The organism is Rhodococcus koreensis (assembly GCF_900105905.1).
Lineage (GTDB): Bacteria > Actinomycetota > Actinomycetes > Mycobacteriales > Mycobacteriaceae > Rhodococcus_F > Rhodococcus_F koreensis.
Genome location: NZ_FNSV01000005.1, coordinates 4,123,548 through 4,143,429 on the forward strand (window position 1 = coordinate 4,123,548; position 19,882 = coordinate 4,143,429).

Below are 19,882 nucleotides of genomic sequence, written 5' to 3' on the forward strand. Positions count from 1 at the left end.
CTAGTTGAAGTGCGAACCTGACACCGGAGGACAACTCGTGACTGCTCTCGACAAGTCGACTCGCCGAGTCGCTATCGCCGTCGCTCTCGCTGCCGGCGCAGCCCTCGTGCTGTCCGCGTGCAGTGCGGGCCAGATCACTCAGACGTCGAGTCAGGTCGCCGCGGTCAACGGCAACAGCGCGGAGGCCGGATCGATCGCCCTGCGCAACGTGCACGTCGTCTACCCCAACTCCGCCGAGTACAGCCTCGAGCCGGGGAGCAACGCCGTCCTGGCGTTCACCGCGATCAACAACAACGAGGACACCCCGGACACGCTGACCCGCATCAGCACCGACTTCGCGCAGTCCGTCACGCTCGGCGAGAAGTCCGGCGGACTCGAGATTCCGCCGCAGAGCGCGCTCGTCGCCGGCCTGCCGGTCGGGGACGCCGAAGCCGGCGCGGACGCCGCCGCCGAGACGGACAAGAGCGCCGACGCGCCGACCGACGTCGTCCTGGTGACTCTGAACAGCCTGAAGGAAGGCGTCCGCCCGGGCCTCACCTTCCCCGTCACGTTCTCGTTCGAGAAGGCCGGAGACATCACCGTGTCCGTTCCCGTCGACGCGGGCCACGAGACCGAGCGGCACGTCTCCGACAAGTCGCCCGGCACCGAAGCCGAGGGCGGCGGACACTAGCAGCCGTATCGGGTCCGCTGTCGGACCCGATACCTAGGCTGGCCGGGTGGCCAAACTCAAATCCAGCTTCCGCTGCTCGTCGTGCCAGTGCACGGTTCCCAAATGGGTCGGGCGGTGCCCCGAATGCGGTAGCTGGGGCTCGATGGACGAGGCCCCGATCGTCGCAGCCGTCGCGAGCCGCTCCGGCGCCTCGCTCGCGAAAGCGGGAGCCGGAGCGGTCCTTCCGTCCACCCCGGCCACTCCGATCACGCGGATCGACAGCACGTCCACCCGCGCCAAGCCCACCGGCATCGACGAACTCGACCGTGTTCTCGGCGGCGGTGTGGTGCCCGGTTCCGTCGTTCTCCTCGCAGGCGAACCCGGCGTCGGCAAGTCGACCCTGCTCCTCGAGGTGGTCCACCAGTGGGCCCGGCGAGGCCCGGACGACCGGTCGCTCTACGTCACCGGCGAGGAATCCGCCGGGCAGGTGCGACTGCGGGCCGACCGCACCGGCGCCGTCCACGAGCGGGTCTATCTCGCCGCCGAATCCGATCTCGCGACCATCCTCGGTCACGTCGAGCAGGTGCGTCCCACCCTGCTGATCGTCGACTCCGTGCAGACCATGCTGGCCGCCGACGTCGACGGCGTGGTCGGCGGCGTCACCCAGGTGAAGGCCGTCACCAGCGCCCTCACCTCCCTCGCGAAGGCCAGCGGCGTGCCGGTGCTCCTCATCGGCCACGTCACCAAGGACGGTGCGGTCGCCGGTCCGCGGTCGCTCGAGCATCTCGTCGACGTGGTGCTGCACTTCGAGGGCGACAAGCATTCGACGCTGCGGATGGTGCGCGGCGTCAAGAACCGTTTCGGTGCCGCCGACGAGGTCGGTTGCTTCGAACTGCGCGAAGACGGCATCGCCGGAATCAGCGACCCGTCCGGACTGTTCCTCCACCACCGCGCCGAAGCCGTTCCCGGAACCGCCGTCACCGTCATGATGGACGGCAAACGGCCACTCCTCGGTGAGGTGCAGGCACTCGTCGCGGCCACGTCCATGCCCGCACCCCGGCGCGCCGTGAGCGGACTCGACAGCGCCCGGGTGGCCATGGTCCTGGCCGTGCTCGACCGCCGGTGCGGGGTGCCGATCGCGAAGAACGACGTCTACGCCGCCACCGTCGGCGGGATGCGGATGACCGAGCCGTCCGCTGACCTGGCGCTGGCCCTCGCCGTCGCGTCCGCGGTGAAGGACCGTCCCGTTCCCGACGGGCTCGTGATCCTCGGCGAAGTGGGACTGGCCGGTGAGGTTCGCCGGGTGCCCGGCGTCGGGCGCAGGCTCGCCGAGGCGCACCGCCTCGGGTTCACCCGCGCCATCGTTCCCCTCGACTCCGGGGCGGCGCCGAAGGGTATGAAGGTCACCGAGGTCGGGAACCTGGGAGCAGCGATCGCGTCGCTGCGGTGAGATTGCTCAGATCGACGAGGTTCCGAACGGGCGCTCCGGCACGCCGTCCACGAAGTCCTTCGTCTTTTCGAAGTGCTCGGCCGTGACGGTGAGGAACAGCCCCCTCGACGTCGCCACCACCACGCCAGGGTCGGCGGTGGGCCCCTCGACGATGCGCGCCTCGGCGCTCGCGTACACCTTGCGCCGGATCGACCCGTCGACCCGCGCGTGGAATTCGAGGACGGAACCCAGCGGTATGGGCCTGGCGAAGTCGATCTCGAGATGCCCGGTGACCACCGGTCCGTCGACGATCGACCGGCACACCATGCCCAGCGCCTCGTCGAACGCTGTCGACAGGATGCCGCCGTGGATCACTCCCGGACCGCCCTGGTAGCGGGGTGCCACCTCGAGCCGGCCCCACACGTCGAGCCCGTTCCCGGCCGTGAAGCTCATCGACATGCCGGCGGGCGACTGGTCTCCGCACCCGAAGCACCTCGACCAGTGGTGCGGCACCGGCTGACCTGCGGCGGGAAAGCTGCCGACCCGGCCGGGCAGGGTCAGGTCGTCGGGCAAAGTCCAGGTACCACTCATGGATAGGTAATCTAAACGCGGGTCCGGACGTGTTTCCGCGGCGGTCCCCGACAAGTGACGTCTACCTCAGCGGGAGTATTGCGCGATGAACGATGCCGAGTCGTCGTCTGCACTGCGCGAAACGATTGCCCGGCTGGCTCCCGGAACTGCACTTCGCGACGGCCTGGAACGCATTCTGCGCGGCCGCACCGGTGCGTTGATCGTCCTCGGCTACGACGAGCAGATGGAAGAGATCTGCGACGGCGGCTTCGAACTCGACGTGGAGTTCGCCCCGACCCGCCTGCGTGAGCTGTCGAAGATGGACGGCGCCGTGGTCCTGTCCACCGACGGGTCCCGCATCGTGCGCGCCAACGTCCAACTGGTGCCCGACCACAAGATCCCGACCGTCGAGTCCGGCACCCGTCACCGCGCCGCCGAGCGGACGGCCATGCAAACCGGATACCCGGTGGTGTCGGTCAGCCAGTCGATGAGCATCGTCAGCGTGTACGTCGGCGGCATCCGGCACGTCATCGACGGGTCCGCCACGATCCTGTCGCGCGCCAATCAGGCGGTCGCCACCCTCGAGCGGTACAAGGCGCGGCTCGACGAGGTGACCCGCCAGCTGTCGGTGGTGGAGATCGAGGATTTCGTCACGCTCCGCGACGCCCTGACCGTGGTGCAGCGCCTGGAGATGGTGCGGCGCGTGTCCGTCGAGATCGAGCAGGACGTGCTCGAACTCGGGACGGACGGGCGGCAGCTCGCACTGCAACTCGAGGAACTCGTCGGCGACAACGACGTGGCGAGGGAACTCATCGTGCGCGACTATCTGGCCGGTTCCGGCCCGGCGCCCGCCGAGGACGTCGAGAAGTCGCTCACCGCGCTCGACAGGATCACGGACGCAGACCTTCTCGACCTCACGACGCTGGCGCGGGCGTTCGGCTACCCGGGCACCATCGAGGCGCTCGAGGCGCCGATGAGCCCCCGCGGCTACCGCGTCCTCACTCGCGTTCCCCGGTTGCAGTTCAACCAGATTCACCGGCTCGTCGGCTCGTTCGGAACCCTGCAGTCACTGCTGGCCGCGACGGCCGCCGACCTGCAGTCGGTGGAGGGGATCGGCGGGCTGTGGGCGCGCCACATCCGCGAGGGCCTGTCCCGGCTCGCCGAGACGTCGATCTCCGGCCCGTACGACTAGTCGTCGGTGGTCGCAGTTCACCGTCGGTGGTCCGGGCTGTCTTCTCCGACCACGGATTCCAGTGCGACCCGCACCGCGTCCAGGTGTTCGGCCATGGCGCGGGCGGCCTTGTCGTAGCTTCCGGATGCGATGCCGTCCACGATCCGGTCGTGCTCGTCGTTCGACTTCTGCTGCCGTCCCGCAACCAGATTCAGCGTTTCGGACTGGCGGGTGAGGGCTTCGCGGATGTCGACGATCACGGATTCGAATACGCGGTTCCGGCTCGTCCGGGCGATGTACGCGTGGAACTGTGCATCCAGCGACACCCACACGAGGGGGTCGTCCTCGTCCCGCATCTGGTCCACCAGGCCGCGCAGGGCGGCGAGGTCCTCGCCGGTGTGCCGTTGCGCCGCCCATCCGGCGGCGGGAATCTCCACGTGGGGGCGTGCCTCGACGAGTTCGTTGGCCGCGTAGTTCCCGAAGTCGAGGTCGCGGGCGATCGAATCGCTGACGACGAACGTCCCGAGGCCCGACTTCGTCTCCGTGAGTCCGAGCGCATGACAGGACCGCAGGGCCTCCCGGATCACCGACCGGCTGACCCCGTGCCGCGCCGCGAGGGACGCTTCGGACGGAAGTCGTTCACCGACCGACAGCTCACCCGAGGTGATCGCGTCACGGAGGTCTGCGAGGACCGCCTCCGCGGCGCTGACCCGCGCCGTGACAGGGCGCCTGGCTGCCCAGCTGTCCGACAGGTTCATACAGACATTCTGCTCACGCACCGACCGCAACGTCAATACGGGACACCCCGGGGTTGACGCCTGCGAGTGAGCGAGGTAACAATTGCACCTGTCTGACAGCCTGGCAGGTGGATAGCCGGGTGGCTCGACCGGGGAGTCTACCTCTTCGAGCAGCAGACTCCGTCCACCGCATCCGTGCAGAGCAACGGCTCGCGCGAATCCCCGTGAGGAATGATCAAGTGCTCGAAACGCGAACAGAACACGATCTGCTCGGCGACCGCCAAGTGCCTGCGGATTCCTACTGGGGAATCCACACGCTGCGGGCCGTGGAGAACTTCCCGATCACCGGCCGGCCGATCTCCACGAACCCCTACCTGATCCGCGGACTCGCGTACGTCAAATGGGCCGCGGCGAGCGCCAACGAGAAACTCGGGATCCTCGATCACCGCCAGGCCGACGCGATCGGACAGGCGTGCCGGGAGATCGTCGACGGCCGCTGGCACGAGCAGTTCGTCGTCGACGTCATCCAGGGCGGCGCCGGGACGTCGACCAACATGAATGCCAACGAGGTGATCGCCAACCGGGCACTCGAGATCCTCGGCCACGGGCGCGGGGAGTACACGGAACTCCATCCCAACGAGCACGTGAACCTCAGCCAGTCGACCAACGACGTCTACCCCACCGCGGTCAACATCGCGACGATCTTCGCGATCGACGACCTGCTGGACGCCATGCGGGTCCTGCAGGAGGCCTTCGCGACCAAGGCAGTCGAGTTCGCCGACACCGTGAAGATGGGGCGCACCCAACTCCAGGACGCGGTGCCGATGACGCTGGGCCAGGAGTTCGCCACGTACTCGGTGATGATCGACGAGGACCGCGCCCGTCTCGGCGAGGCCGCTCTCCTCGTCCACGAGATCAACCTCGGCGCCACCGCGATCGGCACGGGCCTGAACGCACCCGCCGGCTACGCCGAGGCGGCGTGCGACACACTCCGGGAACTCACCGGACTCCCCCTCGTCCTCGCCACGGACCTGGTCGAGGCAACCCAGGACGTCGGTCAGTTCGTCCACCTCTCCGGCGTGCTCAAGCGGATCGCGGTCAAGTTGTCGAAGGTGTGCAACGACCTCCGCCTGCTGTCGTCGGGGCCGCGCGCGGGCCTGAACGAGATCAATCTCCCACCGGTACAGGCCGGTTCGTCGATCATGCCCGGCAAGGTCAACCCGGTGATCCCGGAAGTCCTCAACCAGGTGGCCTACGAGGTCATCGGCAACGACGTCACCATCACGATGGCCGCCGAATCCGGCCAGCTCCAGCTCAACGCATTCGAACCGATCATCGTGCACTCCCTGTCCGAGGGGATGCGCCACCTCGGTGCCGCCTGCCGGATCCTGGCCGACCGCTGCGTACTCGGCATCACCGCCAACGCCGATCTGCTGCGGGCCCGGGTCGAGGACTCCATCGGACTCGTCACCGCGCTCAACCCGTACATCGGCTACACCGCCTCGACCCGGATCGCACAGGAAGCGCTGGTCTCCGGCCGCAGGGTCGCCGACCTCGTGATCGAGGCGGGCCTGCTCGACCGTGAGGAACTCGACCGCCTCCTCAGTCCCGAGCATCTCGCGAATCTGAGAGCGTCCGGTTCGCCACGGCAGACACCCGTCGCCGCTGCCGCGGAGGTGGTCTCGTGACGATCGAGAAGGACGACACCTCCGGCGCCGACATCTTCGTCGAGGAAGACCTCGGCTACCGGAAAGCGCTCGGCCCGAGACAGATCCAGATGATCGCGATCGGCGGTGCGATCGGCACCGGCCTGTTCATGGGCGCGGGCGGACGCCTCCAGCAGGCCGGCCCCGCACTCGTCCTCGTCTACGCCCTCTGCGGGTTCTTCGCCTTCCTGATCCTGCGGGCCCTGGGCGAACTCGTGATGCATCGCCCCACGTCCGGGTCCTTCGTGTCGTACTCGCGGGAATTCTTCGGCGAGAAGATGGCCTTCGCCGCGGGCTGGCTGTACTGGATGAACTGGGCGATGACGGCCGTCGTCGACGTCACCGCAGTCGCGCTGTACATGAACTTCTTCAAGAAGTACTGGGCACCGCTCGGAAACGTCGACCAATGGGTCTTCGCCCTCGCCGCAGTCGTACTGGTCCTCGGGCTGAATCTCGTCTCCGTCAAGGTGTTCGGCGAACTGGAGTTCTGGTTCGCCCTCATCAAGGTCGTCGCCCTCGCCGCGTTCCTCGGCTTCGGCATCTACTTCGTGCTGTTCGGAACGCCGATCGAAGGACATTCGTCGGGCTTCAGCATGATCACCGACAACGGCGGACTCTTCCCCAACGGAATCCTGCCCGCCGTCGTGGTGATCCAGGGCGTCGTCTTCGCCTACGCCTCGATCGAACTCGTGGGAACAACTGCGGGCGAGACGAAGAACCCGCAGAAGGTCATCCCGAAGGCGATCAACACGGTCATCGTCCGGATCCTCGTCTTCTACGTCGGATCCGTCCTGCTGCTGTCGCTACTGCTCCCCTACACCGAGTACCACGCCGGCGAAAGCCCGTTCGTCACGTTCTTCGGTTCCATCAATGTGCAGGGCGCCGACGCGATCATGAACCTCGTCGTGCTCACCGCCGCGTTGTCGTCTCTCAACGCCGGCCTGTACTCCACCGGACGAATACTGCATTCGATGGCCATGGCCGGGTCGGCCCCGTCGTTCGCCGCCCGGATGAACAAGGCCGGAGTTCCGTACGGCGGCATCGCCCTCACCGGATTCGTCATCCTGCTCGGCGTCGGACTCAACGCCGTCGTTCCCACGCAGGCATTCGAGATCGTTCTGAACCTCGCCGCACTCGGGATCATCAGCGCCTGGGCCGTCATCGTGCTGTGCCAGCTGAAACTGTGGAAACTCGCGAAGGACGGCACCCTCACCCGCCCCGGCTTCCGGATGTTCGGCGCCCCCTACACCGGGCTCCTCACCCTGGTCTTCCTCGGATGCGTCGTCATACTGATGGCATTCGATCACCCGGTCGGAACCTGGACCGTCGGATCCATCGCGATCATCGCCCCGCTGCTGGTGATCGGATGGTACGGCGCGAGGAACCGCATCCGGACCCTGGCATCCGACCGCCCCAACGCCTAGCAGGAAGGACAACAGTGCCGAAAGTCGCCGTCGTCACCACCGGAGGCACCATCGCCAGCACCCGGGACGGGCAGGGTGTCAGCAGGCCCGTGGTCGCAGGCTCCGATCTGCTGGGCAGCACCCGAGCCGGAACGGAAATTCGTGTCGTCGACGTGATGTCGAAGGACAGTTCGAGCATGACGTTCGCCGACATGGACCGGGTCCGCGACACCGTCACCTCGGAGCTGAGCGACCCCGATCTCGACGCGGTGGTCGTGCTACACGGAACCGACACCATGGAGGAGACCGCATTCCTGGTCGACCTCCACCACGCCGACCCGCGGCCGGTGGTCTTCACGGGTGCGCAGCGCACCTTCGACCATCCGGAATCCGACGCCCGCGCCAACCTGACCGACGCGATCGCCGCGGGAACGAACCCCGCCCTGCGCGGAGCGGGTGTCCTCATCGCGTTCGGAGGTGCCCTGCACCGGGCGTCCGGAACGCGCAAGGCGGACACGACGTCCCTCGACGCGTTCCGATCCGTCCACCCCACCGGCGACCTGCTGCCGCAACGTCCCGATCCGCTGTCGTGGCATCCGATCTCCGGAACCCGCGTCGACATCGTGGCCGCCTATCCGGGCGCGGATCGCGTCCAGATCGACGCGTGCCTTGCGGCCGGGGCCCGGGGGCTGGTGCTCGACGGGCTCGGATCCGGGAACGCGAACCCCGCGATCGTCGAGGCGGTCCGGGACTGCACGTCCGCCGGAATCCCGGTCGTGGTCACCACCCGGGTGCCGCACGGCCCGACCTCCGCCACGTATGGCGGCGGGGGCGGCGGACACGACCTCATCTCGGCGGGGGCACTGTTCTCCACCGACCTCAGAGCAGGTCAGGCCCGCATCCTGCTCGCGGCGCTGCTCGCCGACCCCGAGCACACCGACCTCGACAAGGAATTCGATCGACGCTCACGCATCGACCCCGCACCGAGGATCAGCTGAGATTGAACGGCTCCGGCGCACTGCGGAGCTGACCGAGCTGCCCGACCACCGTGTACGCGCCGGGCCCCACCGGATCACGCTGGGGTTCCGGCTGCGTCAGGCAGTCGGGCGCAGACGTCTTGGCCGACCACTTCACGGTGAACTGGGCTTGCTCGCCCGCGGCGAGGGTGCGCGCATCGGCCGCGGACTGCGGGAAGCAGTCGATGTTGGACCACAGGCGCACGGCACCGTCGATCGTGTAGACGAGCACCTGCTGCAGGCTGCTGCCCAGATCGCGTTCGCACGGCGTGGTGCCGATGTTGGTGACGACCGTCGTGAAGCTCGGCTCCTCACCGGGCAGGTACGTCGGCTTGTCTGCCGCCACCTTGATGGCCAGCGACTGGTCCGGGCACTGTCCCGCAGCGACCGGCTGACCGCTGGGAGCTGCGCTGCTCGAGGCGCCGCTGCTCGACGCCCCCGACGAACCGGACGTGCCCGACGACGCCTCGCCGCCGGCGGCAGCGGCGCCACCGCCGCCGCCACCGGAACCGCCCGAACCACCGCTGGACGTGGACGAACCCGAGGCTGTCGGGGAAATCGACACAGGAGTGGTCAACGACGAACTCGCTGCCGCCGGATCCGTCTCGGAGTCACCGCCACCACGCAGCGAGTTGATCAACCACACCACGAGCAGCAACACGACGATGGCGCCGCCGATCGCCAGCGCCCTGCGGCGCCAGTAAATCTCGGGGGGCAACGGTCCATTCGGTTCCAGCACGACGTCAACGGTAGTTCGGCGTCGCGCGGCAACGGCTCAGCGGCTGCGGCGTGTCGCGGTCAGTCCGTGAGCTCACCGATGTCCCCGACAGCGCCCTGCAGGTGGGTACGGCCGTCGGACAGCTTGTACGTGACGCCCGCGATGGCGCACGCGCCGCTCTCCACCTTGTCCGCGATGATCCGCGAACGCTGCATGAGCAGCGCACCGGTCTCCACCACATGGCGACCCTCGAGTTCGTCGACGGTGCTGAGGCCCTCTCGCCGTCCCATGAGGATCGACGGCGCGACGCGTTCCACGATGCTGCGGATGAAGCCGGGCGGCACGTTGCCGTCGTCGAGGGCGTCGAGCGTCGCCTTCACGGCACCGCAACTGTCGTGACCGAGCACGACGATCAGCGGGACGTTCAGCACGCCGACCGCGTACTCGATGGACCCGAGCACGGCGTCGTCGATCACGTGACCCGCGGTGCGGACGACGAACATGTCGCCCAGACCCTGATCGAAGATGATCTCGGCGGCGACGCGGGAGTCTCCGCAACCGAACAGGACGGCCGTGGGGTGCTGGCCGCCGACGAGCTTCGCCCGATCGGCGACGCCCTGGCTGGGATGGAGCGAGGTGCCGCTGACGAATCTGTCGTTACCCTGACGAAGGGCTTTCCATGCGGACACCGGGTTCGAATTAGGCATGGGATCATTGTGCACCGGGCGTGTGGCACCGTCGCGACGGGATTATGACGACCCCGGAAATTCTGTTTCACCCGTGAACGAAGGGACTTGTGAGGACGAAGTGGCCGTTGACTCCTCCGCGCTGATCAACTGGTACGAGGCCCAGGCCCGGGATCTGCCGTGGCGCCGCGACGGCGTCACCGCCTGGCACATCCTGATGAGCGAGATCATGCTGCAGCAGACACCGGTCGTCCGGGTGGCCCCGATCTGGGAGGAATGGGTGCAGCGCTGGCCCGTCCCCTCCCGCATGGCCGCGTCGAGCCAGGCCGACGTCCTGCGCGCGTGGGGGAAGCTCGGCTACCCGCGTCGTGCGCTGCGACTCCACGAATGCGCCGGTGTGCTCGCCTCCGAACACGGCGACGTGGTGCCGAGCGACGTCGACACCCTCCTCGGCCTGCCCGGCATCGGCGCCTACACCGCGCGGGCCGTCGCCTGCTTCGCCTACGGACAGCGGGTCCCCGTCGTCGACACGAACGTCCGGCGGGTGGTCGCCAGGGCCGTGCACGGCAGCGCGGAGCCCGGGAACCCGTCGACGACCCGTGACCTCGCCGACGTGTCCACCCTGCTCCCCCGGACGCGTGCCCGGGCCGCCACGTTCTCCGCGGCCCTGATGGAACTCGGCGCCACCGTCTGCACCGCCCGCTCCCCCGAATGCTCCCGCTGCCCGCTGCCGAACTGCGCCTGGGTCGACGCCGGACGTCCCGCGCACACCGGAGAGCGCCGGAAGGTGCAGAAATTCGCAGGCACCGACCGTCAGGTGCGCGGCAAGCTCATGGCCGTACTCCGCGAAAGCACCGCCCCGGTCGAACGCGTCCTGCTCGACCAGGTGTGGCTCGACGACCCCGGGCAACGCGACCGCGCCCTCCACTCCCTGCTGATCGACGGCCTCGTCGAGCAGACCGACGACGGGCTCTTCGCCCTCGCGGGCGAGGGCAGCCAGCTCACACCGGAACCGCTTCGATGACGGATGACCGCGGACCTTGCGTGATCGAATCCAGCGTGAATCCGTGGTCGGTCAACAGTCGGCGCCATTCGGTGATCGTGCGCTCGCGACCTCCCAGGAGAACCAGCATGTGGAGATCCAGCAGAGCCATAGGGTGGGTTGTCGCCGATTCCGGCAGGACCTGCTCGACAATCATCAATCGTCCGCCTGGCGGGATCGCTTGCCGGCAACTGCTGAGGATCTTGCCTGCGGACGCGTCATCCCAGTCGTGGAGAATCTGAGACAGCACGTACACGTCACCATTGCCTGGGACGTCGTCGAAGAAACTTCCGCCCACGACTGTCGTTCGTTCACCGATGCCGGCCGAACCGAACGTCGACGGCGCTTCCGCTACCACATGAGGCAGATCGAACAGAATTCCGCGTAGATGCTCGTGCCGATCGAGCAACCGGGTGATCAGCGCGCCGGTCCCGCCACCGACGTCGACGACCGTTCCCACGTCAGACCAGTCGTGGTCGAGCAAGGGCAGCAAACGCAGCTCGACCAGCCCTGCTTGGCCCCGTGCGAACTCATCGGCTGCCGACGGATTCTCGGACAACCATTCGAAGTACGGCTTGCCGAACGCCGCTGAAAACGATTCCTTCCCCGACCGGATCGAATGCGCTGCGTGCCCCCACACGAGGTAGGCCTCGTTCGACATCAAGCCGACCAAGTGACGAAGCGAGCCCGGAGTGTCTGTCCGCAGAAGCTCACCGGCCTCCGTCAACGCAAATCGCCCTCCACCGTCTTCCGCAAACAAGCCTTCCGCGACGAGGACCCGCAGGAATCGACCGAGTGCGTCGGCGTCGGCGCCCACGCTCGCCGCGAGATCGCCGAGCAAGCACGCATCGTCCGCCAGTCGGTCGGGCACACCCAGCTCACAGACGGCTGAAATAGATTGGGACACGATGTATCCCATGATCTGTTTTCTCACTCGGTGGTTGATATCGCTCATGTTCACGCCACCTCGGACAGCCGCGGGAAGAGTGACGTCATCGCAGCATGTTTTAAATACGACGCGCCTGCCGTCCCGCCGGTGCCAGGCACCGTTCCGATGACTTTCAGGGTGATGCCCCAGTGGCCGCGCTTCATCGCAACCCACGCACGGTCCAGGCGCCGCATCGCCTCCTCGAGAACGTGTGCATCCGGATGCGTCTTGCGCATCGCGAGATAGACGTCCTGCAATGTATCCTCCCCGACATCGATTTTCCCAACGTGCTCGAAGTCACGGGACTCAGGTGGAGCGCAAGCGAACTCGACCTCACGAAACGCGCGCGACTGCACCGCGCTCCGCCCATGCGTGAAGCCGCGAATAATCGAGAAGGCGTCAACCGGCATCGTCGTGAGAACCCGGAAGAGCGCAGGCACCGCTTCGAGGCGGATCGACGCCCGGTCGAGGCGATCCTTCGCCGCTGCAGCAAGACCGTCGCGCAGGTCACGGATCGACCTCGAAATCGCCGTCGCGACTTGCCGATACAGACCTTCGAAGATCTGGATGCAGCGGATGAACATCTGCTCGTCGTGCAGGCGCGTCGTCGGCAGCAACGTCAGCCGAACTGCACTTCCGATCTCTTCGGGCACACTGTTCAGCGCCGGCGCAGCGACTGAAGCAAACGGGCCGTAGTCGGCGCCCGGCTGAGCCAGCGCCGCGAGACCGGCCGCAGCGACGGAAGGTTCGAGCGAGAAATCGGGTGCGAGCCTGTCGAGTTGGGTCACGACCCGTGTCACTGCGCGCGTCCGGACCACCTGGGGTGCGTGTGCCGACCTCCCGAGTGCTCGCGCCTCCAGCAACGCGAGGTCCATGGCCGCGGCAGCAACGAATGCGTCCACGCGCTGCGCGTCATCGGACCGGACGACCTGGTCGAAATAGTCGAGCCCGACATATGACAGATAGTCGCCATTCTGGGCATCGAACGTCATCGGTAGCCAGGCACCGAGAACATGATGCGCACGGTTGTTGTCATGGAAGTTTTGCAGCATGGCGACCAGGCGGGGCCGGACCCCGTTACGCCCGACCGTCTGATAATGGGCCGCGACGGCCGCATGGGGAAACTCCGCGTCCCCCGCCTCCCATTGTCGGAGCGCATTCTCGATATTGCGTCCAGACAATTCATCGGTCGTCGCTTCAGCAGCCTGAACGCACGTGCCCCCGACGCCGATCACGCCGGAACGAACAAACTTCTGCTCGGCTTCGAGCAGCGTTTCGGAAATCAATGCGAAACCCGCCTCTCATCCTTACTGCGGTGTTCAGCAATCTTCGACGACGCGCGGCGAATGCGGATAGACACCCTAGGGAGACTTTGCGGCACCCTTTCCGCTGGGGGGGTGACGTTTTCAACCCTGGGGTGCCTGTTCCGCCCGCAGGCACGTGCCCAGGATTGGGAGCGATACAGAACTCGAGGCAGGTCGATCCCACAGAAGGAAGAAATCTATGCACATAATCGCCAGAAGCGCACTCGAGACGATCAACGAAGCCGTTGTCGGCGGGAGCGTCCACAACCTGGGTGTCGTCAAGATATTCAGCCAGCACCCTCAGTTGGCGCAATTCATTCCTGCTTCCAGCAATTTGGCGATCAGCTGGGTCAGGTTGGAGTGCGGTGAGGTGCTGGCGGTGCACAAGCACCCGGAGCCCAGCCTGATCCTGATCTGCGAGGGCTCCGGACGAACGATGGGCAGTGCAGAGCAGGAGGTCGGTGCGGGAGACATGATCCTCGTCCCCGGCGACACCTGGCACGGCTTCGAAGGAACCCAGGACGGTTTCTGGGCGCTCTCGATCCAGTTCGACGGCAAGGCACTCTACGAGGACGCCGAGCAGCCCAACGCAGTGTTTGCAGGCGAGGTACCGAATCGGGCGGCTGTGCTCCTGGCGGACAACGAGAAGTACCTGCAGCAATTCGGAACCAGCAGCCTGCTGCGGCTGATCGACGACCCCTCGTTCGACAACCCACACGTTCGGGAACGGCTGCTCGACTGCCAGCAGACCTGGTCGGACGTGTTTCAGGACCTGCTGCACCTGCGTGTCGCGATGACTACCGATACGGCGCACAAGCAGGTGGCGCTCGACCATCTGGTCGAGGAACTGGGCCATAACGACAACCTGCGCAACCAACGGGGTTCAGCGCACGCGCCGGTCACCGATGAGACGTTCGTATCGACAATGGAGTGGTTCAGGCATCAAATGCTGTACCGGAGCGACATGGTGCGCACTCTGCTGATGCATGTGGTGCTGGAAGGTAGTGGCGAAATCTGGCACCGGGAAGCGGCGCGAGCGTTTCCGGCAATTCCGCACTTCCAAGAACACGGAGAAGAAGACGGCGAGCACGTGAGTATGGGGATCGATCTGCTCGATCGAGCAACGCCGGCCGAGATTCGAGAACTCCGTGAAGCACTTGCCGAGGGATGGAAGATGATCACGCAATTGTGCGACAGAATCGCGTCGATCGCCTTGGCCGACACGGCGGTCCCCACGTACTCCACATGCTGAGCGTCCTCAGGAAAATCGTCTGGTTCGAGGTTCCCACACCCCGAACTCGACTCGACCCGGTGCCCAACGCCTCACACCTTGCCAGATGGCAGCGGTGGTGTGACGCGGCGCAGCGGGACAGCGTGAACGCGCCCCGAGGCGAGCGACTGAGCAGATCCGTCTTCGGCGGACTTCGTCGTGACATCATGCTCGGGCTCGTGGCCATCGCGATTAATGCAGGATGCGCCTTCGGTGCTGCGATCACGCTGAAATCGCTGATCCAGCACCTCGTCACCGGCGATTCAGCACTCACGACGAACCTCACGCTCGGTATCACCTGCATCGTGCTGACCTACTTGGCGTGGCTTGCCTTGAATCACACCTTCATGCAAGCCGACGTGGTAGGCATCGGAGCCCGGACATACATAGAACAAAGGCTGCTGCGCAAGAAACGCAGCAATGCCCCTTCCGACCAACCGGCCGACCTGGTCACGCTGCTGGACCGGGAGGCAGCACGCGTCGAAAACGCGTGGTCCGGACTCATTTTCATCATTCTGGCACTCGCAACCATCACCTTCACGTCCGCGTACTTCTTCGTGGCGTTGGGACTGAGCGCTCTGGCGGCACTGTCGGTGATTCTCGTCAGTTCCGCGGTGATCTACTGGAACGCCAAACAATTGAATGCCGCGCACGCTGCACTGTCGGCGACGGCGGCAGATCGCATCGAAGTCGGCCTGTTCTCGCTGAACAATCGCCTGCTCGCGTGGCTCAAGAACTGGAACGACGAACTGTTTCGGCGCTATGCCGACAAGCGAGATGGCGAGGAGCGCGCGCTCCTGAAAGCGGCGCGTCTCATCGCGCGGATCAACCTCATATCGACACTCACTCCGATCGTTGCCATGCTTGCCGCGGTGTTCACCCAGCTGGCCCACCTTGGTTACGTCGATCCAGCAGGCCTGTTGTCCACAATGGCGCTGGTCGGAGGCTTGAAATCCGTCGCCAACAATATTCCCTTCATTGTTCAGAGTCTGTCCCAGGGCATTGTCGGGCACACCAACGTTGCGAAGTATCTATCCAGTCCGCACCCGCTGGACACCGATGCGACCGCAACGCGCCTACCGGCAACAACGGCCAAGCACATCGCCGTCGTCGGCGCCGCGGGCAGTGGCAAGACATCCGTTCTGAAAATCGGTGCACGTCACAGCAGCCAGGTGAACAGCAAAACGTTCTTCGTACCGGATGAACCGTGGATATTCCCTGGCGGGCTCTACGAGAATTTGTGTCTCTATCGAAGCGAATTCACCGACGACGAGGCCCGTCGAGCCTTGACACTGTCCCGACTTCCCGAAACCTTCTACGGCGACTACCTCTCGAGCAAGTCACGCGACCGGACCGAGGGCTGGAACGTGTCCCGCGGGCAGGGGAAGCGACTGGAACTGGCACGGGCACTATTGGCCGAACCGAAGTTCGTGTACCTGGATCAGCCCACAGCAGGGCTGGACGACGACCTGGCGAATGGGCTGCTGGCCGCCCTTCTACGCGGGCCGTGGCACGACACCACGGTCATTTATGCAACGGACAAGCCCGATGAAAAAGATGCCGCAGACGAGATATGGGTAGTGGCCGGAGGCGAGGTCGTGGAGGTGATGCGAAACCTCACACCACGTGCGGCGAATCCTGTTCGAGACCGTACAGGGGCTCTCGCTCACGAGGATCGGTCGGTCGCTCGCCGTCCCCAGGGCGTGGACCGACCGGAATTCTCGACCTCGTCACGCCGCAGTCTGATGAGCCTGGGCGTCGCGAAGGTCGCGGTTGTCGCATGCGTCCTGTTTGCGTGCCGCGACGTTCTGACAATTGTCGGTGACTACACAGCTGCCAGCGGAATTTCGACCACGAATGCGCGGACAGCAGCGACAATCCTCATCGCCGCACTGTCCGCCGGGGCACTCCTGTCGATTTTCACCTCCCTGTTCATCGTCAAACGCAGCATCATGGCGGCATCCCGAAAGTGTCGGAATTACTTCTCGACCGTCATGAGTCCAAAGCCCTCCAGGTCGGCCTTCGACGAGGTCGATCAGGACTATCAGAGCAAACTGACATGGGATCAACGACGTATCGACGAACTTCTGCCAGAAGTACTTCTGAATACGCTGGGTGCGGTTACATTGCTGCTCACGACCGCCGCGTTCGTATTGAGCAAGAACATTTTCGTCCTACTGCCCCTTGTCGGGATGTGCTTCGCCTACTGGCACAGTTCGAAGCGATCGGGAAGGCGACTGCAGGACTTCAACGATAGAGAGATCGGTACGACGTCGACCGTGTTGGAGCGGGTCGAGGCCATTACCTGGAGCTCAGCGAGATTCGATTTGGCACGCGACAACTCGGCCCTCGTCAATTGGCTGAACAAGAGTTTGATGAATCGCGCCTTCGCTTCGATGGACAATGCGGGCGCGCGCCGCTGGTTTAATTACAAGCTCGACTTGATGGGTGTGCTCTTCCTGTCGGTCGTCGTCGGCTCCACCGTATTTGTCCAGGTCGGCGGCGGATCCGGCCTCAGCGGTGTTCTCGCGCTCAGTCTCTCGTACAGCCTCATCGCCGTTTTCGCCCGAGTGGGCCGTTGCCTGGTGGACCTCAGACAGGTTCTCGACAGCGCGGATCGCCTCCTCACGCCTCCGACCCGCCCGGCGCCGTGCTGGACCGGCTCAGCAGTTGACGACGCAGCGCTCGTGTCGTTTTCGGAGGTAGCGTACGTCGCGCCGCACACCGGGGCGGTGCTGCTGGAAGAGCTTTCCGAGTCCTTTGCCAGCCGAGACGTCGTGGTCATCATGGGGCCGAGCGGGGTCGGCAAGTCGACATTTGCGAAGCTGGTTGTGGGCAGTCTGCAGCCGACAACAGGCGTCCTCTCGACATTGGGCCGGACGACGGGATACGTCTCGAATTCCCACGCCGGAGACATCCTCCTCCTGACGTCGAGTCCGATCTTCAAGCCAGGCAGATTGATCGAACACTTCAACAGCCCGTTACCGCTCGAATTGGCTCGCGTCGTCGACTATCTCGACGTGGCAGACGTCGTCGGGCGACTACCGTCCGGATTCGACGAGCCCGTCCCCGCCACCGGTCAGTTGAATCTGAGCAAGACGGAACTGCAGCGGCTGGCGCTCCTCGACCTGTTGATCAATCGCCCGGCGATCGCAATTCTCGACGAAGCAACATCCGAGTTGAGTACAGCAGCAGAGCTCTCGATATTGCAGGCCGTGATTTCTGCCTTGCCGGACACGCTCTTCTTCATCATCACGCACAATCCCGGGCTGACCGAACTTGCCAGCCGAGTCTTCCACTTCAACGGCGAGCGACGCCTCCTCGAGAATTCCGGCCAGTCGCACACGAGAGCCGATCGGAACTGGAATGGAAAGGAGGACGACCATGGAATGGCTGCCCCAACGCGATGCGTTCTGTAACAGTCACAACGTTCCACGGCCACAACTTCCGCTGAGGAACATCGCGCACTGGAACGCGGTACTCCAGGGCAGCGTGAGCAGCGATGACGCCCTGCACCACGAGCGAGCGTACGTCGCACCCGGATACTTCTACATGCCCGTGTGCGACGAGCCCGACGATCGGGCACTGGCGGAGTTGTCGAGCCTGGCGTCAACCGCCGACTGGTTGCTGGTCCCTTCCCTTCGCAGATCCGATCGCCGCCGGCGCGCCGACGTCATTGCAGTTCCATTCATGAAGGCGGCATTCTTCCGGTCTTCGCGAAGTGTGGACCTCGCCCTGCGAACCGCGGTAGGAGCCAGCCAATACAAATCGATCGTCAGGCTCACGAGGAAGGCCGAGGCGGCGTGCACAACCGAGATACACCGTCTCTCGGACGTGGCAGAAGACAATCGGGTCCTGCGCGATTTCGCCTGCCTTCAGGCCTTGAATGTGGCCAAATACGGACACGCCAAGAACCTCTATACGAACGATGTGCTGCGTATGCTGGCAGGCTCGTCCGAAGGTGAGAAATACTTCGTGAAGCTGGACTACGACAAGTATTCGAATACTCCGTTGGCCGGATCACTGAGCTACGCCGACGACCACCGTGGCGTGTTTACGAAACTCGTTCGGGGACTGGACCATGACCGAATTCCGCGCGGATTGAATCTGTACATCGCCGACTACTACCAAATGTATCATTTCGCGGATCGGCTGGGTTTCGCGGACGTCTGCCTCGGCCGAGGCGCCATCGACGCGAAGGTCCGGGTAGGCGCAATTCACATTGTCGACCTGGACAACTGGCTGATTCCGGTCAACACGCGGCGTACGCAGGCGATGCGGGACTACGCGAGATCGCGACTTGGAGACTAGATGATCAGCGAAATAGCCTGGGCAGATGGACGATGCGTGCGATTCGACGAGGTGAGCCTGTCACCTGCCACCCATGGGTTGTCGTATGCCACATCGGTGTTCGACGGTATCCGCACGTACGGCGGCAGCATCTTCAAATGTGACGACCACATAGCGAGGTTGCGGCGGTCCGCCGAGTTGTTCGGGCACACCGTGCACTATTCGGATGCGGACTTGGCCGATGCTTGCCGCGAATTGGTGAGGGCCAACGACCTTACCGATGCGTACATCAAGTGCTTGGTCTTCTATGACGACACCGATGTGAGTTTCAAGGCGCAGGGCTCGTCCAGCAAGGTGGTCCTGTTTGCGCTGCCCTTTCCTTCGTATTCGGCCGCGGAGCACTATCGGCTCTCTACGGCAACGTGGCGGCGTGCACCCGCCTCGTGCCACCCGTATCAGGCGAAAACGTCGTCTACCTACGCGTTGAGCTACTTGAGCCACCGCGGGCGGGCCGACGGTTACGATGATGTGCTCTTCCTCTCGACAGCCGACGCTGTGTGCGAGTCGAGCGGCTCGAATGTGTTCTTCGTCAAGGGAGACGCATTGTTCACGCCCACTGCCGAATTGGCCCTCGACGGGATTACCCGAAGGGTGGTCATCGATGAGTTGTGTCCGCGACTGAAGCTCTCGGTAACGGAACGCGACATCGCCTACGACGAGATCGGATCGTTCGACGCCGCATTTCTGTGTGGCACTGCGATCGAAATCATGGGGGTTTCCGACATCGACGAGATCCGGTATGCGAAGTCCGCAGTGGTCGATGCGATTGCAACCGAGTATCGGCGCTTGACCAACGGCCGGTCCGCGATCCGATGACGACCACACAAGGTGGGCGATCTTTCCCCCCAGGGTTCCTTGCTTCACGGCCGTCGGCTCGGGATAGTACTGGAAGGTGAAAGTCCT

At 65.0% G+C, this 19,882-nt stretch carries 17 protein-coding genes; 11 read left to right on the top strand and 6 right to left on the bottom strand.

The features are described from left to right. Positions 1-37: 37 nt before the first annotated feature. Positions 38-670 (top strand): copper chaperone PCu(A)C domain-containing protein, encoded by a 633-nt coding sequence (locus tag BLV94_RS23295; RefSeq protein WP_072947409.1) that lies wholly within the window; start codon positions 38-40, stop codon positions 668-670. Between the two features lie 46 nt (positions 671-716). Then, positions 717-2,099, top strand: coding sequence for a DNA repair protein RadA (gene radA, locus BLV94_RS23300; RefSeq protein WP_072947408.1), 1,383 nt, complete (start codon positions 717-719; stop codon positions 2,097-2,099). A 6-nt stretch (positions 2,100-2,105) separates the two neighbouring features. On the opposite strand, the gene BLV94_RS23305 is transcribed toward radA, so the two are convergent. Continuing rightward, on the bottom strand, positions 2,106-2,669 hold the full coding sequence (locus BLV94_RS23305; RefSeq protein WP_072947407.1) for a PaaI family thioesterase: 564 nt from the start codon (positions 2,667-2,669) through the stop codon (positions 2,106-2,108). A gap of 85 nt (positions 2,670-2,754) precedes the next feature. Between BLV94_RS23305 and disA the strand changes: the two genes are divergently transcribed. Then, on the top strand, positions 2,755-3,840 hold the full coding sequence (gene disA, locus BLV94_RS23310; protein WP_012691546.1) for a DNA integrity scanning diadenylate cyclase DisA: 1,086 nt from the start codon (positions 2,755-2,757) through the stop codon (positions 3,838-3,840). Positions 3,841-3,857: 17 nt separating this feature from the next. On the opposite strand, the gene BLV94_RS23315 is transcribed toward disA, so the two are convergent. Continuing rightward, positions 3,858-4,577, bottom strand: a complete 720-nt coding sequence (locus BLV94_RS23315) for a FadR/GntR family transcriptional regulator (protein ID WP_072947406.1) — start codon at positions 4,575-4,577, stop codon at positions 3,858-3,860. A 218-nt stretch (positions 4,578-4,795) separates the two neighbouring features. Here BLV94_RS23315 and BLV94_RS23320 point away from each other — a divergent pair, with 218 nt between their 5' ends. The 3 genes from BLV94_RS23320 to BLV94_RS23330 are packed head-to-tail and all read left to right on the top strand — an operon-like array spanning position 4,796 to position 8,663. Then, the gene (locus BLV94_RS23320) at positions 4,796-6,244 is read left to right on the top strand and encodes an aspartate ammonia-lyase (protein ID WP_072947405.1); all 1,449 of its coding nucleotides are present in this window, start codon (positions 4,796-4,798) and stop codon (positions 6,242-6,244) included. Continuing rightward, positions 6,241-7,686, top strand: a complete 1,446-nt coding sequence (locus BLV94_RS23325; protein WP_072947404.1) for an amino acid permease — start codon at positions 6,241-6,243, stop codon at positions 7,684-7,686. Before BLV94_RS23320 ends, BLV94_RS23325 begins: the two co-directional genes overlap by 4 nt. A 14-nt stretch (positions 7,687-7,700) precedes the next feature. After that, positions 7,701-8,663 carry an asparaginase gene (locus BLV94_RS23330; RefSeq protein WP_072947403.1) on the top strand — a complete coding sequence of 321 codons (963 nt, stop codon included), beginning with the start codon at positions 7,701-7,703 and terminating at the stop codon, positions 8,661-8,663. Here the strand turns inward: BLV94_RS23330 and BLV94_RS23335 are convergent. Continuing rightward, positions 8,656-9,420, bottom strand: a complete 765-nt coding sequence (locus tag BLV94_RS23335; RefSeq protein ID WP_072947402.1) for a hypothetical protein — start codon at positions 9,418-9,420, stop codon at positions 8,656-8,658. The two genes, BLV94_RS23330 and BLV94_RS23335, sit on opposite strands and share 8 nt — an antisense overlap. Before the next feature lie 59 nt (positions 9,421-9,479). Further along, on the bottom strand, positions 9,480-10,106 hold the full coding sequence (locus tag BLV94_RS23340) for a carbonic anhydrase (protein WP_074933799.1): 627 nt from the start codon (positions 10,104-10,106) through the stop codon (positions 9,480-9,482). Between the two features lie 100 nt (positions 10,107-10,206). On the opposite strand from BLV94_RS23340, the gene BLV94_RS23345 reads away from it, so the two are divergent. Further along, a complete protein-coding gene (locus tag BLV94_RS23345) occupies positions 10,207-11,109 on the top strand; it encodes an HhH-GPD family protein (RefSeq protein WP_072947389.1) in 903 nt (300 codons plus the stop codon). Here BLV94_RS23345 and BLV94_RS23350 read toward each other — a convergent pair. Further along, positions 11,087-12,061: a methyltransferase gene (locus tag BLV94_RS23350; RefSeq protein WP_244163651.1), complete on the bottom strand. Its 975-nt coding sequence runs from the start codon at positions 12,059-12,061 to the stop codon at positions 11,087-11,089. The genes BLV94_RS23345 and BLV94_RS23350 overlap by 23 nt on opposite strands. A gap of 23 nt (positions 12,062-12,084) precedes the next feature. After that, positions 12,085-13,341 carry a tryptophan 2,3-dioxygenase gene (locus BLV94_RS23355; protein WP_072947387.1) on the bottom strand — a complete coding sequence of 419 codons (1,257 nt, stop codon included), beginning with the start codon at positions 13,339-13,341 and terminating at the stop codon, positions 12,085-12,087. Positions 13,342-13,558: 217 nt separating this feature from the next. On the opposite strand from BLV94_RS23355, the gene BLV94_RS23360 reads away from it, so the two are divergent. From BLV94_RS23360 to BLV94_RS23375, 4 genes are read left to right on the top strand one after another with little or no spacing between them, the layout of a single operon-like run. Beyond that, positions 13,559-14,611 carry a cupin domain-containing protein gene (locus BLV94_RS23360; protein WP_072947386.1) on the top strand — a complete coding sequence of 351 codons (1,053 nt, stop codon included), beginning with the start codon at positions 13,559-13,561 and terminating at the stop codon, positions 14,609-14,611. Then, positions 14,605-18,048: an ATP-binding cassette domain-containing protein gene (locus BLV94_RS23365; protein ID WP_072947385.1), complete on the top strand. Its 3,444-nt coding sequence runs from the start codon at positions 14,605-14,607 to the stop codon at positions 18,046-18,048. Before BLV94_RS23360 ends, BLV94_RS23365 begins: the two co-directional genes overlap by 7 nt. Then, a complete protein-coding gene (locus BLV94_RS23370) occupies positions 18,014-18,940 on the top strand; it encodes a hypothetical protein (protein WP_072947384.1) in 927 nt (308 codons plus the stop codon). Before BLV94_RS23365 ends, BLV94_RS23370 begins: the two co-directional genes overlap by 35 nt. A gap of 36 nt (positions 18,941-18,976) precedes the next feature. Continuing rightward, on the top strand, positions 18,977-19,795 hold the full coding sequence (locus BLV94_RS23375) for an aminotransferase class IV (RefSeq protein ID WP_244163653.1): 819 nt from the start codon (positions 18,977-18,979) through the stop codon (positions 19,793-19,795). The last annotated feature ends 87 nt before the right edge of the window (positions 19,796-19,882 follow it).